This is a genomic window from Kribbella sp. NPDC050470 (assembly GCF_044458365.1).
Lineage (GTDB): Bacteria > Actinomycetota > Actinomycetes > Propionibacteriales > Kribbellaceae > Kribbella.
The window spans coordinates 39,569-55,731 of the sequence record NZ_JBITHV010000016.1; the positions used below are offsets into that span (position 1 = coordinate 39,569).

Annotated in this window: 18 protein-coding genes; 10 read left to right on the forward strand and 8 right to left on the reverse strand. The window is 70.1% G+C overall.

Features of this window, described 5'->3' with window-relative positions:
- The first annotated feature begins 425 nt into the window (after positions 1–425).
- Entirely contained in the window at positions 426–764 is a 339-nt protein-coding gene (locus ACIBGM_RS39840; protein WP_396388509.1) for a hypothetical protein, read from the forward strand.
- Here ACIBGM_RS39840 and ACIBGM_RS39845 read toward each other — a convergent pair.
- From ACIBGM_RS39845 to ACIBGM_RS39860, 4 genes are all read right to left on the reverse strand, one after another.
- The gene (locus ACIBGM_RS39845; protein ID WP_396388510.1) at positions 727–1,797 is read right to left on the reverse strand and encodes a hemolysin family protein; all 1,071 of its coding nucleotides are present in this window, start codon (positions 1,795–1,797) and stop codon (positions 727–729) included. The two genes, ACIBGM_RS39840 and ACIBGM_RS39845, sit on opposite strands and share 38 nt — an antisense overlap.
- Entirely contained in the window at positions 1,794–3,122 is a 1,329-nt protein-coding gene (locus ACIBGM_RS39850; RefSeq protein WP_360522095.1) for a hemolysin family protein, read from the reverse strand. Before ACIBGM_RS39850 ends, ACIBGM_RS39845 begins: the two co-directional genes overlap by 4 nt.
- The gene (locus ACIBGM_RS39855) at positions 3,004–3,552 is read right to left on the reverse strand and encodes a siderophore-interacting protein (RefSeq protein ID WP_360521754.1); all 549 of its coding nucleotides are present in this window, start codon (positions 3,550–3,552) and stop codon (positions 3,004–3,006) included. The genes ACIBGM_RS39850 and ACIBGM_RS39855 overlap by 119 nt, the downstream gene beginning before the upstream one ends.
- A 91-nt stretch (positions 3,553–3,643) precedes the next feature.
- Positions 3,644–4,465 (reverse strand): SDR family NAD(P)-dependent oxidoreductase, encoded by an 822-nt coding sequence (locus ACIBGM_RS39860; protein ID WP_396388511.1) that lies wholly within the window; start codon positions 4,463–4,465, stop codon positions 3,644–3,646.
- A gap of 70 nt (positions 4,466–4,535) precedes the next feature.
- Here ACIBGM_RS39860 and ACIBGM_RS39865 point away from each other — a divergent pair, with 70 nt between their 5' ends.
- On the forward strand, positions 4,536–5,456 hold the full coding sequence (locus tag ACIBGM_RS39865) for a LysR family transcriptional regulator (protein ID WP_396388512.1): 921 nt from the start codon (positions 4,536–4,538) through the stop codon (positions 5,454–5,456).
- On the opposite strand, the gene tatA is transcribed toward ACIBGM_RS39865, so the two are convergent.
- The gene (gene tatA, locus ACIBGM_RS39870; protein WP_396388513.1) at positions 5,391–5,630 is read right to left on the reverse strand and encodes a twin-arginine translocase TatA/TatE family subunit; all 240 of its coding nucleotides are present in this window, start codon (positions 5,628–5,630) and stop codon (positions 5,391–5,393) included. The genes ACIBGM_RS39865 and tatA overlap by 66 nt on opposite strands.
- Positions 5,631–5,696: 66 nt before the next feature.
- Here tatA and ACIBGM_RS39875 point away from each other — a divergent pair, with 66 nt between their 5' ends.
- Together ACIBGM_RS39875 and ACIBGM_RS39880 are read left to right on the forward strand one after the other, a co-directional pair.
- Positions 5,697–6,377, forward strand: coding sequence for a TIGR03089 family protein (locus ACIBGM_RS39875; protein ID WP_396388514.1), 681 nt, complete (start codon positions 5,697–5,699; stop codon positions 6,375–6,377).
- Position 6,378: 1 nt separating this feature from the next.
- On the forward strand, positions 6,379–7,158 hold the full coding sequence (locus ACIBGM_RS39880) for an SDR family NAD(P)-dependent oxidoreductase (RefSeq protein ID WP_360521769.1): 780 nt from the start codon (positions 6,379–6,381) through the stop codon (positions 7,156–7,158).
- On the opposite strand, the gene galE is transcribed toward ACIBGM_RS39880, so the two are convergent.
- Entirely contained in the window at positions 7,155–8,108 is a 954-nt protein-coding gene (galE, locus tag ACIBGM_RS39885; RefSeq protein ID WP_360521772.1) for a UDP-glucose 4-epimerase GalE, read from the reverse strand. The two genes, ACIBGM_RS39880 and galE, sit on opposite strands and share 4 nt — an antisense overlap.
- 67 nt (positions 8,109–8,175) lie before the next feature.
- Here galE and ACIBGM_RS39890 point away from each other — a divergent pair, with 67 nt between their 5' ends.
- The 5 genes from ACIBGM_RS39890 to ACIBGM_RS39910 all read left to right on the forward strand — a co-directional run bounded on the left by ACIBGM_RS39890 (position 8,176) and on the right by ACIBGM_RS39910 (position 12,521).
- Positions 8,176–8,922: a sugar phosphate nucleotidyltransferase gene (locus ACIBGM_RS39890; RefSeq protein WP_396388515.1), complete on the forward strand. Its 747-nt coding sequence runs from the start codon at positions 8,176–8,178 to the stop codon at positions 8,920–8,922.
- Positions 8,910–10,019 (forward strand): iron-containing alcohol dehydrogenase family protein, encoded by a 1,110-nt coding sequence (locus tag ACIBGM_RS39895; RefSeq protein WP_360521778.1) that lies wholly within the window; start codon positions 8,910–8,912, stop codon positions 10,017–10,019. Before ACIBGM_RS39890 ends, ACIBGM_RS39895 begins: the two co-directional genes overlap by 13 nt.
- A gap of 13 nt (positions 10,020–10,032) precedes the next feature.
- Entirely contained in the window at positions 10,033–10,740 is a 708-nt protein-coding gene (locus ACIBGM_RS39900) for a tyrosine-protein phosphatase (protein ID WP_360521781.1), read from the forward strand.
- A gap of 163 nt (positions 10,741–10,903) precedes the next feature.
- Positions 10,904–11,779, forward strand: coding sequence for an ABC transporter permease (locus ACIBGM_RS39905; RefSeq protein WP_396388516.1), 876 nt, complete (start codon positions 10,904–10,906; stop codon positions 11,777–11,779).
- Complete coding sequence (locus ACIBGM_RS39910) at positions 11,766–12,521, forward strand: ABC transporter ATP-binding protein (protein ID WP_360521787.1); 756 nt, start codon at positions 11,766–11,768, stop codon at positions 12,519–12,521. The genes ACIBGM_RS39905 and ACIBGM_RS39910 overlap by 14 nt, the downstream gene beginning before the upstream one ends.
- Here ACIBGM_RS39910 and ACIBGM_RS39915 read toward each other — a convergent pair.
- Both ACIBGM_RS39915 and ACIBGM_RS39920 read right to left on the reverse strand, forming a co-directional pair.
- A complete protein-coding gene (locus tag ACIBGM_RS39915) occupies positions 12,507–13,514 on the reverse strand; it encodes a glycosyltransferase family 2 protein (RefSeq protein ID WP_396388517.1) in 1,008 nt (335 codons plus the stop codon). The genes ACIBGM_RS39910 and ACIBGM_RS39915 overlap by 15 nt on opposite strands.
- Before the next feature lie 6 nt (positions 13,515–13,520).
- Positions 13,521–14,996 (reverse strand): LCP family protein, encoded by a 1,476-nt coding sequence (locus ACIBGM_RS39920; RefSeq protein WP_396388518.1) that lies wholly within the window; start codon positions 14,994–14,996, stop codon positions 13,521–13,523.
- Positions 14,997–15,277: 281 nt separating this feature from the next.
- On the opposite strand from ACIBGM_RS39920, the gene ACIBGM_RS39925 reads away from it, so the two are divergent.
- Positions 15,278–16,129 (forward strand): serine protease, encoded by an 852-nt coding sequence (locus tag ACIBGM_RS39925; protein ID WP_360521792.1) that lies wholly within the window; start codon positions 15,278–15,280, stop codon positions 16,127–16,129.
- Positions 16,130–16,163 lie beyond the last annotated feature (34 nt).

Below are 16,163 nucleotides of genomic sequence, written 5' to 3' on the forward strand. Positions count from 1 at the left end.
TGGTGAACAACAAGCCCAAGCCGGCGCACAGGCACGACACTCCTCCTCCGGACGACTACTGCCCCCACGGTAGTCGCCATCCGGAAAGTACTACGCCCCAAAGGACACCGCCTCCGGTGGCGGCTGTTCCGATTGCGCCTCCGGCGGGCCGCACATCCTGGTTCCCCCTCACGCGGTCGGCGAGCCAACTGCGGACCGCGGGTTATCGGACACCGCGTCCGGCGGCGGCTGTCTCTTGCGCCTGCACGTGTGCCAACTGTGGTGGCTGGACCCCGCGAGTCGGAGCCCTTCTACAAGCTATTGCTGGTGCACGGACACCGTTTCCTGTCTCAGCCCCCCGATTAGCAGCACTCATGCCCCGAGCTGGCAGCGGCATCCAACCAGCCTCACCTTGTAGCTCGCCAGAGGCGCAGGAGCGAAGCCCGGTGTCACTGGCGCGGGCGCTGGCGCAGGAGTCCCAGCTGCTGCTGCTCGACGAGCCGACCGCCGCGCTCGACCTGCACCACCAGGAGGCGGTCCTCCAACTCGCGCGCGACCGTGCGGCGGCCGGCGAGGCGGTTGTCGTCGTACTCCATGACCTGAACCTGGCCGCGGGCTACGCCGACCAGGTGGCGGTCCTGTCCCGGGGTGCGCTCGCCGCGTACGGCGTACCGGAGAAGACGCTGACCGCGGAGCTGCTGAGCGAGGTGTACCGGCACCCGGTCCTGGTCTGGCCGCACCCGGAGACTACTGCTCCGGTGATTCTGCCCTCGCGGCGCGGATGATCGGGTCCGTCTCGTCGTCGAACTCCCCGATCACCTCCTCCAGCAGGTCCTCCAGCGCGACCACCCCGAGCGGCTGATCCTGCTCCTGTACGACGGCCAGTTGCGAACGACGATCGCGCATCGTCCGGATCGCCGTCGCCACCGGGGTGTCGGCGGGCAGCTGCAGTGGCGCGGTCATCAGGTCGGAGGCGCGCAGCGTCGTACCGGCGCCGGTGGTCGCGCGGGCCGCGTCGCGGACGTGCACGATGCCGCAGATCGTCGTAACCGAGCTGACGACCGCGAGGCGGGAGCGGCCCTCGCGCAGGCTGGTGACCTCGACCTCGCGGGCGGTCGCGCCGGCCTGGATGGTGCTGAGCTGCGTGATCGGCGTCATCACCTGGACGACCGTGGTGTTCTGCAACGCGAGCATCGCGGTGAGCAACTCGTGCTCGGGCTCCTCGAGCGTGCCGTGCTCACGGGACGACTGGATCAGCAGCCGGAGCTCGGCCGGGCCGTGGGCGCTGGCCAGCTCCTGCTGCGGGGTCACCTTCAGCGCGCGGACGCAAGCGTTGGCGAGCCAGTTGAGGACGATCAGGAGCGGGCGGAAGACGAAGGTGAAACCGCGGAACGGCCAGGCGAGCAGCTGCGCCGAACGCTCGGGATTGCTGATCGCCCACGACTTCGGGGCCATCTCGCCGAGCAGGACGTGCAGCAGGCCGATACCGCCGACGGCGATGATCAGCGCGATCACGTGGCCGACGTTCTCGGGCAGGCCGATCAGCTCGAAGAGCGGGTGCAGCAGGTGCGCGACCGCGGGTTCGCTCAGCGAGCCGAGGCCGAGGGTGCAGAGCGTGATGCCGAGCTGAGCGCCGGCCAGCATCAGCGACAGCTCGCTCACACCGGCGATCGCGGCTCGCGCGGACCGGCTGCCGGCCGCGGCGGCCTCCTCGAGCCGGTGCCGCTTCGACGCGACCAGGGCGAACTCGGCGGCGACGAAGAACCCGTTCAGGATCAGCAGCAGTGCCGAGATGAGCAGGGCGACCGGCGTACTCATGTCACTCGCTCCAGGACGACGATGCCCGGCACGTGCCGCTCGATGCTCTGCACGGTCAGCTGGACGATCTCCGGCGGCACCGGCCGGCCGTCGTGGTCGAACCGCCGGGGCAGCTCCACCATCACGTCGTCACCGACCACCGGAACCCGGCCGAGCTGCGCCATCACCAGCCCGGACACCGTCTCGTAGTCGTCGCTCTCCGGCAGCTGGATCCCGGTCGCCTCCGCGACCTCGTCGAGCCGCCAGCGGGCCGGCAGCACCCAGGACCCGTCCGCGCCCTGCTGCAGCCCGGTCTCGGGCAGGTCGTCCTCGTCCCGGATCTCCCCGACCAGCTCCTCGGCGATGTCCTCCAGCGACACGATCCCGGCGAATCCGCCGTACTCGTCCACGACGATCGCGAGCTGGCGGTGCGCGGTCCGCAGCCGTTCCAGGACGGCGGGCAGCGGCAGGGTGTCCGGTACGACGACCGGCGGCGACGCCAGCGAGCCTGCGCTGACCTGGTCCCGCTCGGCCGGGTCGACCCCGACCACGTCGGCGATCGCGACCACGCCGACCACCTCGTCGACCGTCGCGGCGATCACCGGGAACCGGCTGTGCCCGGTGTCGAGCAGCTCCACGACGCGGGTCAGCGGGTCGTCCTGGTGCACGGTGACCACGTCGACGCGCGGCTTCATCGCCTCGCCGGCGGTCCGGCCGCGGAAGTCCAGGCCGCGGTCGAGGAGCCGCATGGTGTCCTCGTCCAGCAGGCCCTGCTCGTAGGAGGTGACGATGATCCGGTCGAGCTCCTGCGCCGTGGCGCCCTGCGGCAGCTCCTCGACCGGCTCGATGCCGACCCGGCGCAGGATCCGGTTCGAGGCCGAGTCGAAGATCCGGATCACCGGGCCGGCCACCGCCAGGTACATCAGCGTGGACCGGGACAGCCGCAGCGCGATCGCCTCGGCCTTCGCGATCGCCAGGTTCTTCGGCGCCAGCTCGCCGAACACCATCTGGATGATCGTTGCCACGAGCAACGCGAGGATCACCGCGACGGACAGGCTGACCGTCTCCGGCACCCCGGCGCCGCCGAGGAGGTGGGCCAGGCCTTCGCCGAGGTAGGGCTCGGCGACGTACCCGGCCAGCAGCGCGGTGATGGTGATCCCGATCTGGGCGCCGGACAGCACGAACGACAGCCGAGCCGTCACCTTCAGGGCCCGGCCGGCCGCCGCGTCACCGGCGTCGGCCAGCGACTGCAACCGGCTGCGGTCGACCGCGACGTAGGAGAACTCCTGCGCGACGAAGTAGCCGGTGGCAACGGTCAGCACCAGGATGAGGCCCAGGCCGGCCAGGATCAGCATGCATCGACTTTAGTGCACCGTGGTGGGGCTCCTTCGAGCGATTCCGGTGGTCAGGTGCGTGCATCGGGGTGGTCCCGTGCACGGCCACGTCGAAGGTCAGCCGCCGGGTCTCGGGGTCGAACGTCCGGACGGTGAACGCCCGCATCAGCGGCATCGGCCGGTCCTGCGGCCAGACGGGCAGGCCGTCGGGGCTCATCTTCGGCATCCGCACGCTGCCCACGCCGTCCGGCGGGATCATCAGCTTGAACGCGTCCGCCGGAAGGATCGTCCGGTACGCCGCCAGCCCGTCGCCCTGGACGGTCACCCGGCTGAAGTGCGGCGTCAGCGCCTCGACCCGCTGCACCGTCACAGGGCAGATCACCCGGGAGTCCCCGGACCTGGTCAACCGCCGGATCTCACCGCGCATCGTCGTACGACTCATGCCACCCCGATCTCCCCAGCCGCACCCGTCAGAACTTAGGCAACCCTAACTTGCGGCGCGCCCCGGTGCCTGGGGCTGATCGAGGGGTGGACTACTTCCAGGGCAGCACCTTCCCGTCCCGGACCAACTCGCCGTACATCGCCGGATCGACGCGGTCGGCCAGGATCAGGTCGACGATCGGCACGACCGCCTCGGCGGGCGACTTCGCCTGGCTGAAGTCGTCGAACCACGGTCTGGACGCCCGCGTGTCGACCAGCCCCGGACAGACCGCCGCGACCAAGGTGCCGGCGGCCAGATCCCCACTACGGCGAGCTGCGGCGACCGCCCGCACCGCCGCGACCTGAGCGACCTTCGACGGCAGGTTGATCCACTCCGGCCAGCCCTGCTCCGTCGCCGTACCGTCATGGACCGACCGAAGCCAGTCCTCGACAGCCCGCTCGACCTCGGCCAGTGGCACCCCGTCGAAGCGGGGCCGAAGCCGCTCGGGCAGGTGGTCCAGCGTCCCGAGCGAACTCGCGACCACGATCAGCCGGCCGCCGGGCCGGACGATCGGGCCGAACGACCTCAGAACGTACTGCGCGCCGTGGTTGGCCACGTCCACGAACACGTCCACCTGCTCGCGCTGGGGACGCTCCGGCACCAACGGCCCGACCGCGTTCGAGATCACGATGTCGACCGCCCCCAACTCGGCGGCCAAGCCGGCGACCGCGTCCGGGTCGGTCACGTCCAGCACCCGCCCGTCGACCCGGGCGACGCCGTCGATCCGGGTGACCGCCTCCTCCACCCGCTGGGGATCTCTCCCGGTGAGCAGGACGAGGTCACCAGGGTCCATCCGGGCGGCAAGCTCCTGGACGAAGGCGAAGCCGATGCCCTGGTTGGCGCCGGTGACGACTGCTGTGCGAGGTGGTGTCATGCGGCCAACCTAGGTCCGGCTCCGGCATGACTCCAACGAGACTTCGGCACACGTAGTATGCGTAAACGTCATGGATTTCACCGATGTCTCGATGGTCGCGTTACGGGTGTTCCGCGAGGTCGCGGAGCGCGGGACGTTCACGTCGGCGGCGACGGCGCTCGGGTACACGCAGTCGGCGGTGTCCCGGCAGATCGCTGCGCTCGAACGCGCGGCGGGTGCTCGACTGCTGGAGCGGCGCCGGGAAGGCGTGCGGCTGACGGCAGCAGGTCAGGTCGTACTGCGCAGCGCCGCCGGTGTGCTGGATCAGCTCGACGCGACCGCGCGCGAGCTGGCCGGGTTGCCGGAGACGGGCGGGACCGTGCGGCTCGGGTGGTTCCCGAGTGCCGGCGCGGTGGTGTTGCCCAGGGCAATCAGTGCGTTGCGCCGGACCCATCCGTCGATCACAGTGACCACGCGGGAGGGTTCGACGCCGGCGCTGGTGCGGGCGCTGCGGGCCGGCAGCGTGGACCTCGCGCTGCTGGCCTCGGCGCCGCCGTTCCGGCCCCCGGACGCCGAGTCGCCCGCGCTGAAGCTGGAGACGCTCGCGGAGCGCAGCCTGCGGCTGGCGGTGCCGGCCGGTCATCCGCTGGCCGCGAACGACTCGGTGGACGTGTCCGAACTCCGCGGGCAGCGCTGGATCGCCGGGCCGCCGTCCGGCGAGGAACTGCTGATGGGCGTGTGGCCGGGACTCGACGAACGCCCGGAGATCGCTCACACGGTCCGCGACTGGCTGGCGAAACTGCAGCTGGTCGCCGCCGGCGCCGGGCTGACCACGATCTCGGCCTCCATGGTCCCGGCAGCGCCGCCCGGCGTCCGCGTCCTCACTGTCCGCGGCGGACCGCAGGAGTTGCGACGTACCGTCCTGGCCCGGATCCCCGGGCGGCAGTCAGCCGCCGCGGGGCTGCTCGCCGACGCTTTGCGCGCCGCCACTGCCGAGATCGGCGCCTCCTGACTCCGCGGGGGGCGGTTTCTCGTTCTCGTCGGCGGTCGCCTTCTTGAACTCGACCATCGCGCGGGCCGCGTTCCGGCTGAGCTCGGGCAGCTTCTTCGCGCCGAACAGCAGCACCACGATGATCAGGATGACGACCCATTCGCCGCCCTGGGGCAGCTCGAGCAGTGGAACCATGGCAGGCCTTCTTTCCGGAAATCCCCCGCCACCGTAGGCCGGTGCGCGAACCGTAGGGTGGGCCATATGTCACGAGTTCTGCCGGAACTTTTCGCCGCCGCGGTCCGCCGCGACGGCGGTGCCCCGTTCCTCACCTACTACGACGACGCGACCGGTGAGCGGATCGAGCTCAGCGCCGTCACCACTGCGAACTGGGTGGCCAAGACCGCCAACCTGCTGGTCGACGAGTACGACCTGGACTCCGGCGAGACGGTCGCGATCGGGCTGCCGCCGCACTGGCTCGGCGTCGTCTGGGCGCTGTCGACTTGGTCGGCCGGGGCCGCGCTGACCACCGGCACGGGCACGCTCGCGATCACCGGCCCGGACTTCGCGATCCGCGGCGAGCGGGAGACCGTCGCGTCCGCGCTGCTGCCGCTCGGCGGCCGGTTCCGCGAGCCGCTGCCGGCCGGCGTCCACGACTACGGCGCCGAGGTCTACAACCACCCGGACGTATTCGTCCCGTTCGATCCACCGTCGCCCGCGTCACCGGCGTACGACGAACTGACCCACGACGACCTGATCGGTACGGCGGAACCCGTCACCGACCGGATCCTGGTCACGCAGGACCTGGTCAGCCGCGACGGGGTCGGGCTGCTGGTCGGGGTGATCGCCGGAGGTGGTTCGATCGTGCTCTGCCGCAACCTGGACGAGTCCAAGCTGGAGCGGCGGGTGGCAGACGAAAAGGTCGATCGAGTGGTGGGGAGCTGACGTGCAGCGGTTCGAGGGACGGGTGGCACTGGTCACCGCGGCGGCGCAGGGCATCGGCGCGGCCGTGGCGCGCCGGATCGCGGCCGAAGGCGGATCCGTGGTGGTCACCGATCTGCAGGAGGACAAGGTCGGCCAAGTCGCCGCCGAGCTCGGTGAGCAGGCGATCGGGTTGCGGGTCGACGTGACGAACCGCGACGACGTGGACGCGGCGGTCGCGGCGGCGGTCGACCGGTTCGGCCGGCTGGACGTGGTGGTGAACAACGCCGGCGGCTGCATCGTCACGTCGGTGCCGGAGGACGCGTCCGCAGAGGAATGGCACCAGCAGCTGGACCTGACGCTGGTCGGCGCGGCGCGGTGCATCCAGGCCGCGCTGCCGCACCTGGTGAAGACGCGCGGCAACGTGGTCACGATCAGCTCGGTCAACGGCCTCGCCGCGTTCGGCAACATCGAGTACTCGGCCGCGAAGGCCGGCCAGATCGCGATGACGGTGAACTACGCGGCCCGGTACGGCGGGATGGGCGTCCGCTTCAACGTGGTTGCGCCCGGCACGATCCGGACACCCAACTGGGACAACCAACCTGACACCCTGGAACGTTTCCGCGAAATGTACCCGCTCGGGCGCGTCGGCGAGCCCGAGGACATCGCCGCCGCCGTCGCCTTCCTGGCCTCCGACGACGCCTCGTGGATCACCGGCCATACGCTCCCGGTGGAAGGCGGCGTCCTCACCGGGCCCGGCGTCCTCAACCTGACACCTACTGGCGCCTTCCCGAAGGAGTACTAGGCCTTGGGCCAGGCCTCCCAGGCGGTGGAGAACATGTCGTCGACGGTGTAGGAGTTCTTCCAGTCGAGGTCGCGGGCGGCCAGGTCGCCGGCGGCCACGACCCGGGAGGGGTCGCCGGGCCGGCGCGGGCCTTCGGAAGGGGTGAAGTCGATCCCCGTGACCCGGCGGGCGGCGTTCATGATCTCGCGGACCGACGTACCGGTGCCGCTGCCGAGGTTGTAGACACGCTCCAGCGGCGAGCCGGCCTCGAGCGCCCGGGCCGCGGCGACGTGCGCGCGGGCCAGGTCGGCCACGTGGACGTAGTCCTTGACCGACGTGCCGTCCGGGGTCGGGTGGTCGGTGCCGTAGATCTGCGGGATCTTCCCCTGCGTCAGCAGGTCGCAGACGATCGGGAACAGGTTGTACGGACTGGAGTCGTACACCGAGACGTCGCCGGAGCCGACCACGTTGAAGTACCGCAGCGAGGTGTGGTGCAGGTCGACCGCGCGGGACTGGTCCGCGAGCAGCCACTCCCCGACCAGCTTCGACTCGCCGTACGGGCTCTGCGGGTCCGGCGGCGTCTGCTCGGTCACCACCTCGACCTTCGGCGTCCCGTAGACGCCCGCGCTGGACGAGAAGACGATGTTGCGGATCTCCTTGTCCGCCATCGCCTCCAGCAGCGACACCATCGCGGTCACGTTCTGCGTGTAGGTGTGCAGCGGGCGCTCGACCGACACCCCGGCGTACTTGAACCCGGCCAGGTGCACGACCCCGTCGACCCCGTCCAGCGCGTCGCGGACCGCCGTACCGTCGAGCAGGTTCGCCTGCACGAACCGGACGCCCTCCGGGACGAACTCGGCCTTCCCGCTGGACAGGTCGTCGATCACCACCACGTCGATCCCGTCCGCGAGGAACGCGCGCACCACATGCGCCCCGATGTATCCGGCACCACCAGTCACGAGCCACGTCATGTCCTCGATCCTGCCACCGGACCGCAAGCCAGGGCGCACAGACGGGCCGAACCCGTACCATCAGGCAATGATCGGACTTGTGCTCGCCGCCGGAGCCGGCCGGCGCCTCCGCCCGTACACGGACACGTTGCCCAAGGCACTCGTCCCGATCGACCCTGCCTCCGATTCGGGCACCGTTCTGGACCTCACCCTGGCCAACTACGCCGAGGTCGGCATCACCGACGTCGCCGTCGTGGTCGGGTACGCCGCGGACCAGATCGAGTCCCGGGTCCAGACCTTCGAGAAGCGGTACGGCGTCACGCTCGAGCTGATCCACAACGACAAGGCCGAGACCTGGAACAACGCCTACTCGCTGTGGTGCGCCCGCGACGTTCTGCCGCAGGGCGTGCTGCTCGCCAACGGTGACACCGTGCACCCGGCGTCGGTCCAGCGCGCCCTGCTCGGCGCCCGCGGCGACGACCGGCGGATCATCCTCGCCCTCGACACCGAGAAGGCGCTGGCCGAGGAGGAGATGAAGGTGATCTGGTCCGAGGCCGCCGGGGTCGAGCAGATCACCAAGCTGATGGACCCGGCCACCGCCACCGGCGAGTACATCGGCGTCACGCTGATCGAGCCCGAGGCCGCCGACGACCTCACCAACGCGCTGCAGGAAACCTGGGAACGCGACCCGCACTTGTACTACGAAGATGGGTACCAGATCCTCGTGGACCAAGGATTCCGGATCGACGTCACCCCGATCGGCAACGTCGCGTGGGTCGAGATCGACGACCACGACGACCTGGCGCGGGCCCGGGACATCGTATGTCCTACCTAGCCCGGATGATTCCGTCGCCGATCCTGGTCGACGTCCGGCGCGGCGCGCTCGGCGACCTGCGCAAGGTGCTGGCCGACCAGCGGATCTCGTCGTCCGGCCGGATGGCGGTCGCGGTCGGGGCGACGTACGGGCCGGTGGTCCGGGAGAAGTTCCACCTCGGCCTGCCGGGCGCGGACTGGTTCACGGTCGGCGGCGGCACCCTCGACGCGGCGATCAAGCTGGTCGAGGAGGTCAAGCTGCAGCGGTACGACGCGATCGTCGGGATCGGCGGCGGCACGGTGCTGGACGTGACCAAGTTCGCCGCGGCCCGGCTCGGGCTGCCGATGGTCGCAGTCGCCACCAACCTCGCGCACGACGGGTTCGCCTCGCCGATCTGCACGCTCGGCAACGACGCCGGCCGCGGCTCGTACGGCGTGCCGGCGCCGATCGCGGTCCTGGTGGACCTGGACCTGATCGGCCAGGCGCCGCCCCGGTCGGTGCGCAGCGGGATCGGCGAGATCGTCTCGAACCTGTCCGCGATCGCCGACTGGGAGACCTCGCACTTCCTGCGCGGCGAGACGATCGACGGGCTGGCGATCTCGCTGGCCCGGTCGGCGGCGCAGGCGGTGATGAACCACCCGGGCGGGATCGGCGACGACACGTTCCTGACCGCGCTGGCCGAAGGGCTGGTGCTGTCCGGGATCTCGATGGTGGTGGCCGGGTCGTCCCGGCCCTGCTCGGGCGCCTGCCACGAGATCTCGCACGCGATCGACCTGTTGTACCCGGGCCGGCGCGGCTTCCACGGCGAGCAGGTCGGCGTCGGCACGGCCTTCGCCTGGTTCCTGCGCGGCGAGGTCGACCAGTTCCACGCCACCGTCGACTGCCTGTACCGGCACGGCCTCCCGGTCCGCCCGGCCGACCTCGGCTTCACCCTCGACGAGTTCGCCGAGATCGTCGCCTTCGCACCGCAGACCCGGCCCGGCCGCTTCACCGTCCTCGAGGAAGCCGCCCTGACGCCGGAACGCATCATCACCAAGGTCGCCGACTACAACGACCACGCCTACGTCCGCATCACCCAGCCCCGGATCACCCCCGAAGGCCGCAACCTCGACACTTGACGGCTCTGTTTGGATGGCTGTCGTGGACCTTGACTGGCCGGGGTGCCGAAACGTCCGGGATGTGGGTGGGCTGCCGACCGCTGACGGCGGGCGGATCCGGGAGGGGGTGCTGATCCGCGCGGACAGCCTGCAGTTCCTCTCCGCCGACGGGGTCGAGGTGGTACGGCGTTCCGGCGTCGGCCGGATCCTGGACCTGCGCGGCGACGGCGAGGTGGCGCAGTTCCCGACGCCGTTCACCGACGATCCGCTGGCGATTCGGCAGGCGCTGCAGGACCCGGCGGACCCGGAGCACGGGCAGGCGACGATCGTCGACGCGTGCACCTGGATGCTGGATCGGCGCCCGGCGCTGTTCGCGGCTGCGCTGAAGGCGATCGCGGACGCCCCTGACGGCGCGGTGGTCGTGCACTGCCACGGCGGCAAGGACCGGACCGGCATGGTCGTTGCGCTGGCGTTGAGCATCGCCGGCGTACCCGAGGAAGAGATCGTCGCCGACTACTTCCTGACCCAGGCACGGATGGCCGCGTGGCTGGCCGAGCAGTTGGCCGACGAGCCGGACACGTCGAAACATCCCGAGATGATCGAGTTCCGCGACACCCGGGCGGAGTCGATCGTCGCGATCCTGCGCCACCTCGACGACAAGTACGGCGGCCCGGAGGCCTACCTGCGGCTCGGCGGCCTCACCACCGACGACCTGGACCGCCTGCGCAAGCGCCTGACCTGAGTCATCTCCGGGTGACACAGCGCAGTACATTGGCCCGCATGCCAACCGCCGTGCTGAATGCCGCACCTCCGGCGCGGCGGTCACGGGGCCCAAGCTCCCGGCCTTCCCTCATCCCTCCGGTCGCTTCGCTCCCTCCACTCCTCAGTCCAGGCCGGGAGGCCCCGTGACGGGGCCAGCGACAGCCCCGGCGGCGCTGGCCGAACGCTACGGGCTGACCAAGAGCTCACAACGGCCGACGCTCCCCGCCTACCTGCGTGAGCTCTGGAGCCGTCGCAGGTTCGTGCTCAGCTACGCCACTGCGCGCACCTACGCGATGTACGCCGGAGCCCGCCTCGGGTCGTTGTGGCAGGTGCTGACGCCGCTGCTCAACGCGGCCGTCTACTACCTCGCGTTCGGGGTCCTGCTCGGCACCAAGAACGGGATCGACAACTACGTCTCGTTCCTGCTCAGCGGCATCTTCGTCTTCACCTACACGCAGCGCTGCATGACCGAGGGCTCGCGCTCGCTGGCCCTCAACCTCTCGCTGATCCGCACTCTGCACTTCCCGCGCGCGACGCTCCCGCTGGCCTACGTGCTCAACGAGCTCAACCAGATGCTCGTCTCGATGGGCCTGCTGCTCGTCATCGTCGGCGTGACCGACGGACTCGCCTGGAGTTGGCTGCTCGTCGTACCGGCGCTGGTGCTGCAGAGCATGTTCAACGTCGGCATCACCTTGATCTTCGCGCGGATCGGCACCTTCGTCTCCGACGTCAGCCAGCTGCTGCCGTTCGTCACCCGGACCTGGCTGTACGCGTCCGGGATCTTCTTCTCGCTGCCGGCCAAGCTGACCGAGGCGAACGCGCCGGACTGGGTGGTCCACCTGCTTGCGCTCAACCCGATCTCGGCGTACATCGACATCGTCCGGCGGTCCCTGCTCGCGGAGCACGAGGCCAACCAGCTCCCGTACGCGTGGCCGATCGCGATCGGCTGGTCGTTCGTCGTGCTCGCCGGCGGGCTGCTCTACTTCTGGCAGGCGGAGGATCGCTATGGCAGAGGCTGAGCCCACGGTCGTCGCCGACCACGTCGACATCGTCTACAAGGTGATCGCCGGCCAGGGCGGCAAGGGTACGGCGGCCACGGCGTTCCGGCGGATCCTGAAGCGGCAGGACCGGCCGACGATCCGCGAGGTGCACGCGGTCAAGGACGTCACCTTCACCGCCTACCGCGGGGACGCGATCGGCGTGATCGGCCGCAACGGCTCCGGCAAGTCGACGCTGCTGCGCGCGGTCGCCGGCCTGCTGCCACCCGAGTCCGGCGCCATCTACACCGGCGGCCGGCCGTCCCTGCTCGGCGTCAACGCGGCGATGATGAACGACCTCACCGGCGACCGCAACGTCGTCCTCGGCTGCCTCGCGATGGGCATGTCCGCCACCGAGGTCGAACGCCGGTACGACGACATCGTCGAGTTCTCCGGGATCGGCGACTTCATCGACCTGCCGATGTCGACGTACTCGTCCGGGATGCAGGCCCGGCTGAAGTTCGCGATCGCGTCGGCCAAGACGCACGACATCCTGCTCGTCGACGAGGCGCTGGCCACCGGGGACGCCGAGTTCCGGGTCCGGTCGGAACGCAAGATCCGCGAGCTCCGCGACCAGGCCGGCACGGTGTTCCTGGTCAGCCACAGCCTGGACGTCGTCCTGGACACCTGCAACCGCGCCCTCTGGCTGGACCAGGGCGTGCTCCGCGCCGACGGCCCCGCCGACGAGGTGGTCGCCGCCTACATCAAGTCAACGCGCGGCTGACGGCTGCTCGCGCAGACCGACCAGGAAGCCCAGTCCCCAGGAGACATGCATGGTCGCGCAGACCAGCGGCATCCAGAACAGGGCCTTCCAGGGCAGGTAGCGACCCTCGAACGCCGAGCCGGCCAGCAGCAGGAGCGCGTAGCCGAGCGGGGCCAGGAAGCCCAGGTCGAGCCAGCTGATCCCGGTGGCCAGGCCGATGATGCCGAGGATCGTGCCGACCGCCAGCAGGATGACCGCGACCGGCGGCGCCAGGTAGCGCTTGTTCGCGGTCTCCGGGTGCCGTCGGATCACCTCGCGGCGCCACTGGCCGGTGTGGAAGAACTGCTTCGCCACCGCGGACAGCGACGAGCGCGGCCGGTAGGTGACGGACAGGTCGGGGCTGAACCAGATCAGCCCGCCGGTCTTGCGGATCCGGTAGTTCAGCTCCCAGTCCTGAGCCCGGTGCATGGTCTCGTCGAACCCGCCGACCCGCTCCAGCGCGGCCCGCCGGAACACCCCGAGGTACACGGTGTCGGCCGGCCCTGCCTTGCCGCCCTGGTGGAAGGTGGACGCGCCCAGTCCGAGCCGGGAGCGGTACGCGCAGGCGACCGCCATCTCGGTCGGCGTCCGGCCCTCGGCCGCCATCACGCCGCCGACGTTGTCCGCGCCGCTCTCGTCGAGCACCTCGACCGCCCGGGTGATGTACCCGTCGGTGAGGGCGCCGTGGCCGTCCACCCGGACCAGGATGTCGTGCTTGGCGTGCGCGATGCCGACGTTCAGCGCGGCCGGAGTCTTGCCGGTCGGGTTCGGCACGATCGTGATCCGCGGGTCGCGGTCGGCGAGCTTCTCCGCGATCTCCTGGGTCCGGTCCTTGCTCGGGCCGATGGCGAGCACGACCTCCAGCTCGCCGGGGTAGTCCTGGTCGAGGACGCGGCCGACCGCTTCCTCGAGGTGGCGTTCCTCGTTCAGCACGGGCATCACGACGGACACGGGCGGCCAGTGGGACAGCGGCATATCAGGTCAGGCCTTACAGATCGAAGCGACGTCGTCGACGTCGGTGGTGGGTTTGGACGGTGAGCTGCTGGGTTTCGGGGTCTTCTTGGTGGTGCTGGTCGTCGGCTTGCTCGTAGTACTACGCGGAGTACTCGAAGTCTTACCGTCTCCTTCCGGGGCCGCCTTGTCCAGCGCTTCCGACTTTCCGACCGCCTCCGCGACCTTGGTCCTGATCAGCGCGAAGTCGGGATCGCCGGTGCGGATCAACGGCGGGACCGCGGAGAAGCTTGACACCGGGAGCTTCTTCGCGTCCAGCGCGAGATCGGTGAAGGTGCCCAGCTCGCCGGCCGGGATATCGGTCTGGACCACCTGTTTGCTGGCCGCGGCGATGCCCTGGAACTTGGTCAGCACGGTCTGCGGCGACAGCTGGTTCAGCATCGCCGACATCACGCACTTCTGCCGGGTCATCCGCTCGTAGTCGGTCGAGCCCTCCCGGGACCGGGCGAACCAGAGCGCGTGGTAGCCGTCCAGGTGCTGGTTCTTGCCCTCCTCGATGTAGCCCTTGATCGGCGAGCTGCCGCCGCCGATCGGGACCCGCTTGCCGACGTCAAGGGTGATCCCGCCGACCGCGTTCAGCAGGTCCCGGAACCCGGCCAGGTCGATCAGCACGTAGTAGTTCACCTTCAGCCCGGTGGTCGCCTCGACCGCCTGCTTGGTCGCGGTCACGCCCGGGTGCGGGTCGCCGGGGAACAGGTTCTTGTGCTCGGAGGCGTACATGAAGACGCCGTTGAGCAGGCAGTTCGACCCGCAGTTCTTCCAGGTGAAGCCCTCGGGGAACTGTTCGGCCATCGCCGTACCGGCCGGGAACGGCACCTTGGACAGGTTCCGCGGCAGGCCGATCAGCACGGTCCGGCCGGTGTCGGCGTCGATGCTGGCCAGCGTGATGCTGTCCGGCCGGGTGCCGATCCGGTCCGCGCCGGAGTCGCCGCCGAGCAGCAGCACGTTGTAGCGGCCCTTCTCGGCCTTCGACTTCTGCCCGCTGCCGAACACGCTGGCGACGAAGTCGCGCTGCGTGTTCACGATCACGCTGCCGTAGATCAGGGCGCCGACCACCGCGAACACCAGCACCGCGTCCAGGATGCTGGTGGCGAGCCGGTGGTTGCGCTCCAGCGTCAGCGGCTGGCCGAGCCGGTACGCGTCGACGAACAGCGCGGCCCAGCCGATCGCGAGCACGATCAGCAGGATCTGGACGATCCGCAGCGTCCCCGGCCGGGCCATCAGGTTGATCGTCCCGGACCGCCACACCAGGGAGAGCACGACCAGGAAGACGACGATCGCGATCAGCCCGGCGATCACCCGCCAGGCCCAGCGTCCGGCCCGCTTGCTGCCGGCCACGATCTGCGCGGACCCGGGCAGCACCAGGGTCATCAGCACCAGCGTCAACGCCCGCTTGAACCGCACCGGCTCGCTGAGACTGCGCAGGTCAGGCTTCTCCTGCGGCATGACGTCCTTCCGTTCCTTGGTCTCACACAGCACGGCGGACCGATGCTGTTGTCGACCGTACCTTGTCGTCCCACCACCACCCGGTACGACGTGCCGGGCGGCGAGATGGTTCGAGCAGAGGCGGATCCGGAAACGAAGGGTAGCAGCCCTCTCACTCAGCGCAGGAAAACCCGTGCAGACACCCTGTGGACAGCGGGTTTCACGCAGATGTGATGGTGGACGCCGGACGGATGCGTTACGAAGTGCTGCAACCACATTCAGTGAGGACAGGAAACCGCCCCATGAAACTGTTCCGTACCCTCCTGGCTGCCACCGCAGCGGCCACCATCACCCTGCTCGGCACCGCCACGGCTCAGGCCGCCGAGGTCGCCGAAGCCGCCGCGCCCGGCGCCGACTTCACCGGGATCGCCGCCCTGAGCAACTGTTCCGCGTCCCTGGTCCGGTACGCCGAGTCCGTCGACACCGATCGCGCCCTCGTACTCACCAACGGGCACTGCTACGAAGGCGGGTTCCTCAACCCGGGCGTCGTACTGGTGAACCGGGCGTCGAGCCGGTCGATCACGTTGCTCCGGCCGGACTCCAGCCGGGCCGGCACCGTCCGGGCCCGCCGGATCATCTTCGGCACCATGACCAAGACCGACATGCTCGTGTACGAGGTGAACGAGTCGTACGCGTCGATCCGGTCCCGGCTCGACGTCACCCCGCTGACCCTGGCCAAGCAGGGCCCGGCGGACGGCGCCGGCATGGCGGTCGTGTCCGGCTACTGGAAGCGCATCTACACCTGCTCGGTGCAGGCCACGATCCCGCAGCTGCGCGAGGGCAACTGGACCTGGCAGAACTCGATCAAGTACCAGCAGCCCGGCTGCGAGACGATCGGCGGCACCTCGGGATCACCGGTCGTGAGCACCTCGAACGGTGAGGTGATCGGCGTGAACAACACCGGCAACGAGGACGGCGAGCGCTGCACGGTGAACAACCCGTGCGAGGTCGACGCCGATGGCAACATCACGGTCGACCAGGGCGCCGCCTACGGTCAGCAGACCTGGTGGATCTACACCTGCCTGACCGCGACCCGCGCGATCGACCTGAACAAGTCCGGCTGCCAGCTTCCCAAGCCCGCCTCCCGCCGCTGACCGAGCGTGTACGGCGACCACCGCGCGTGGTCGC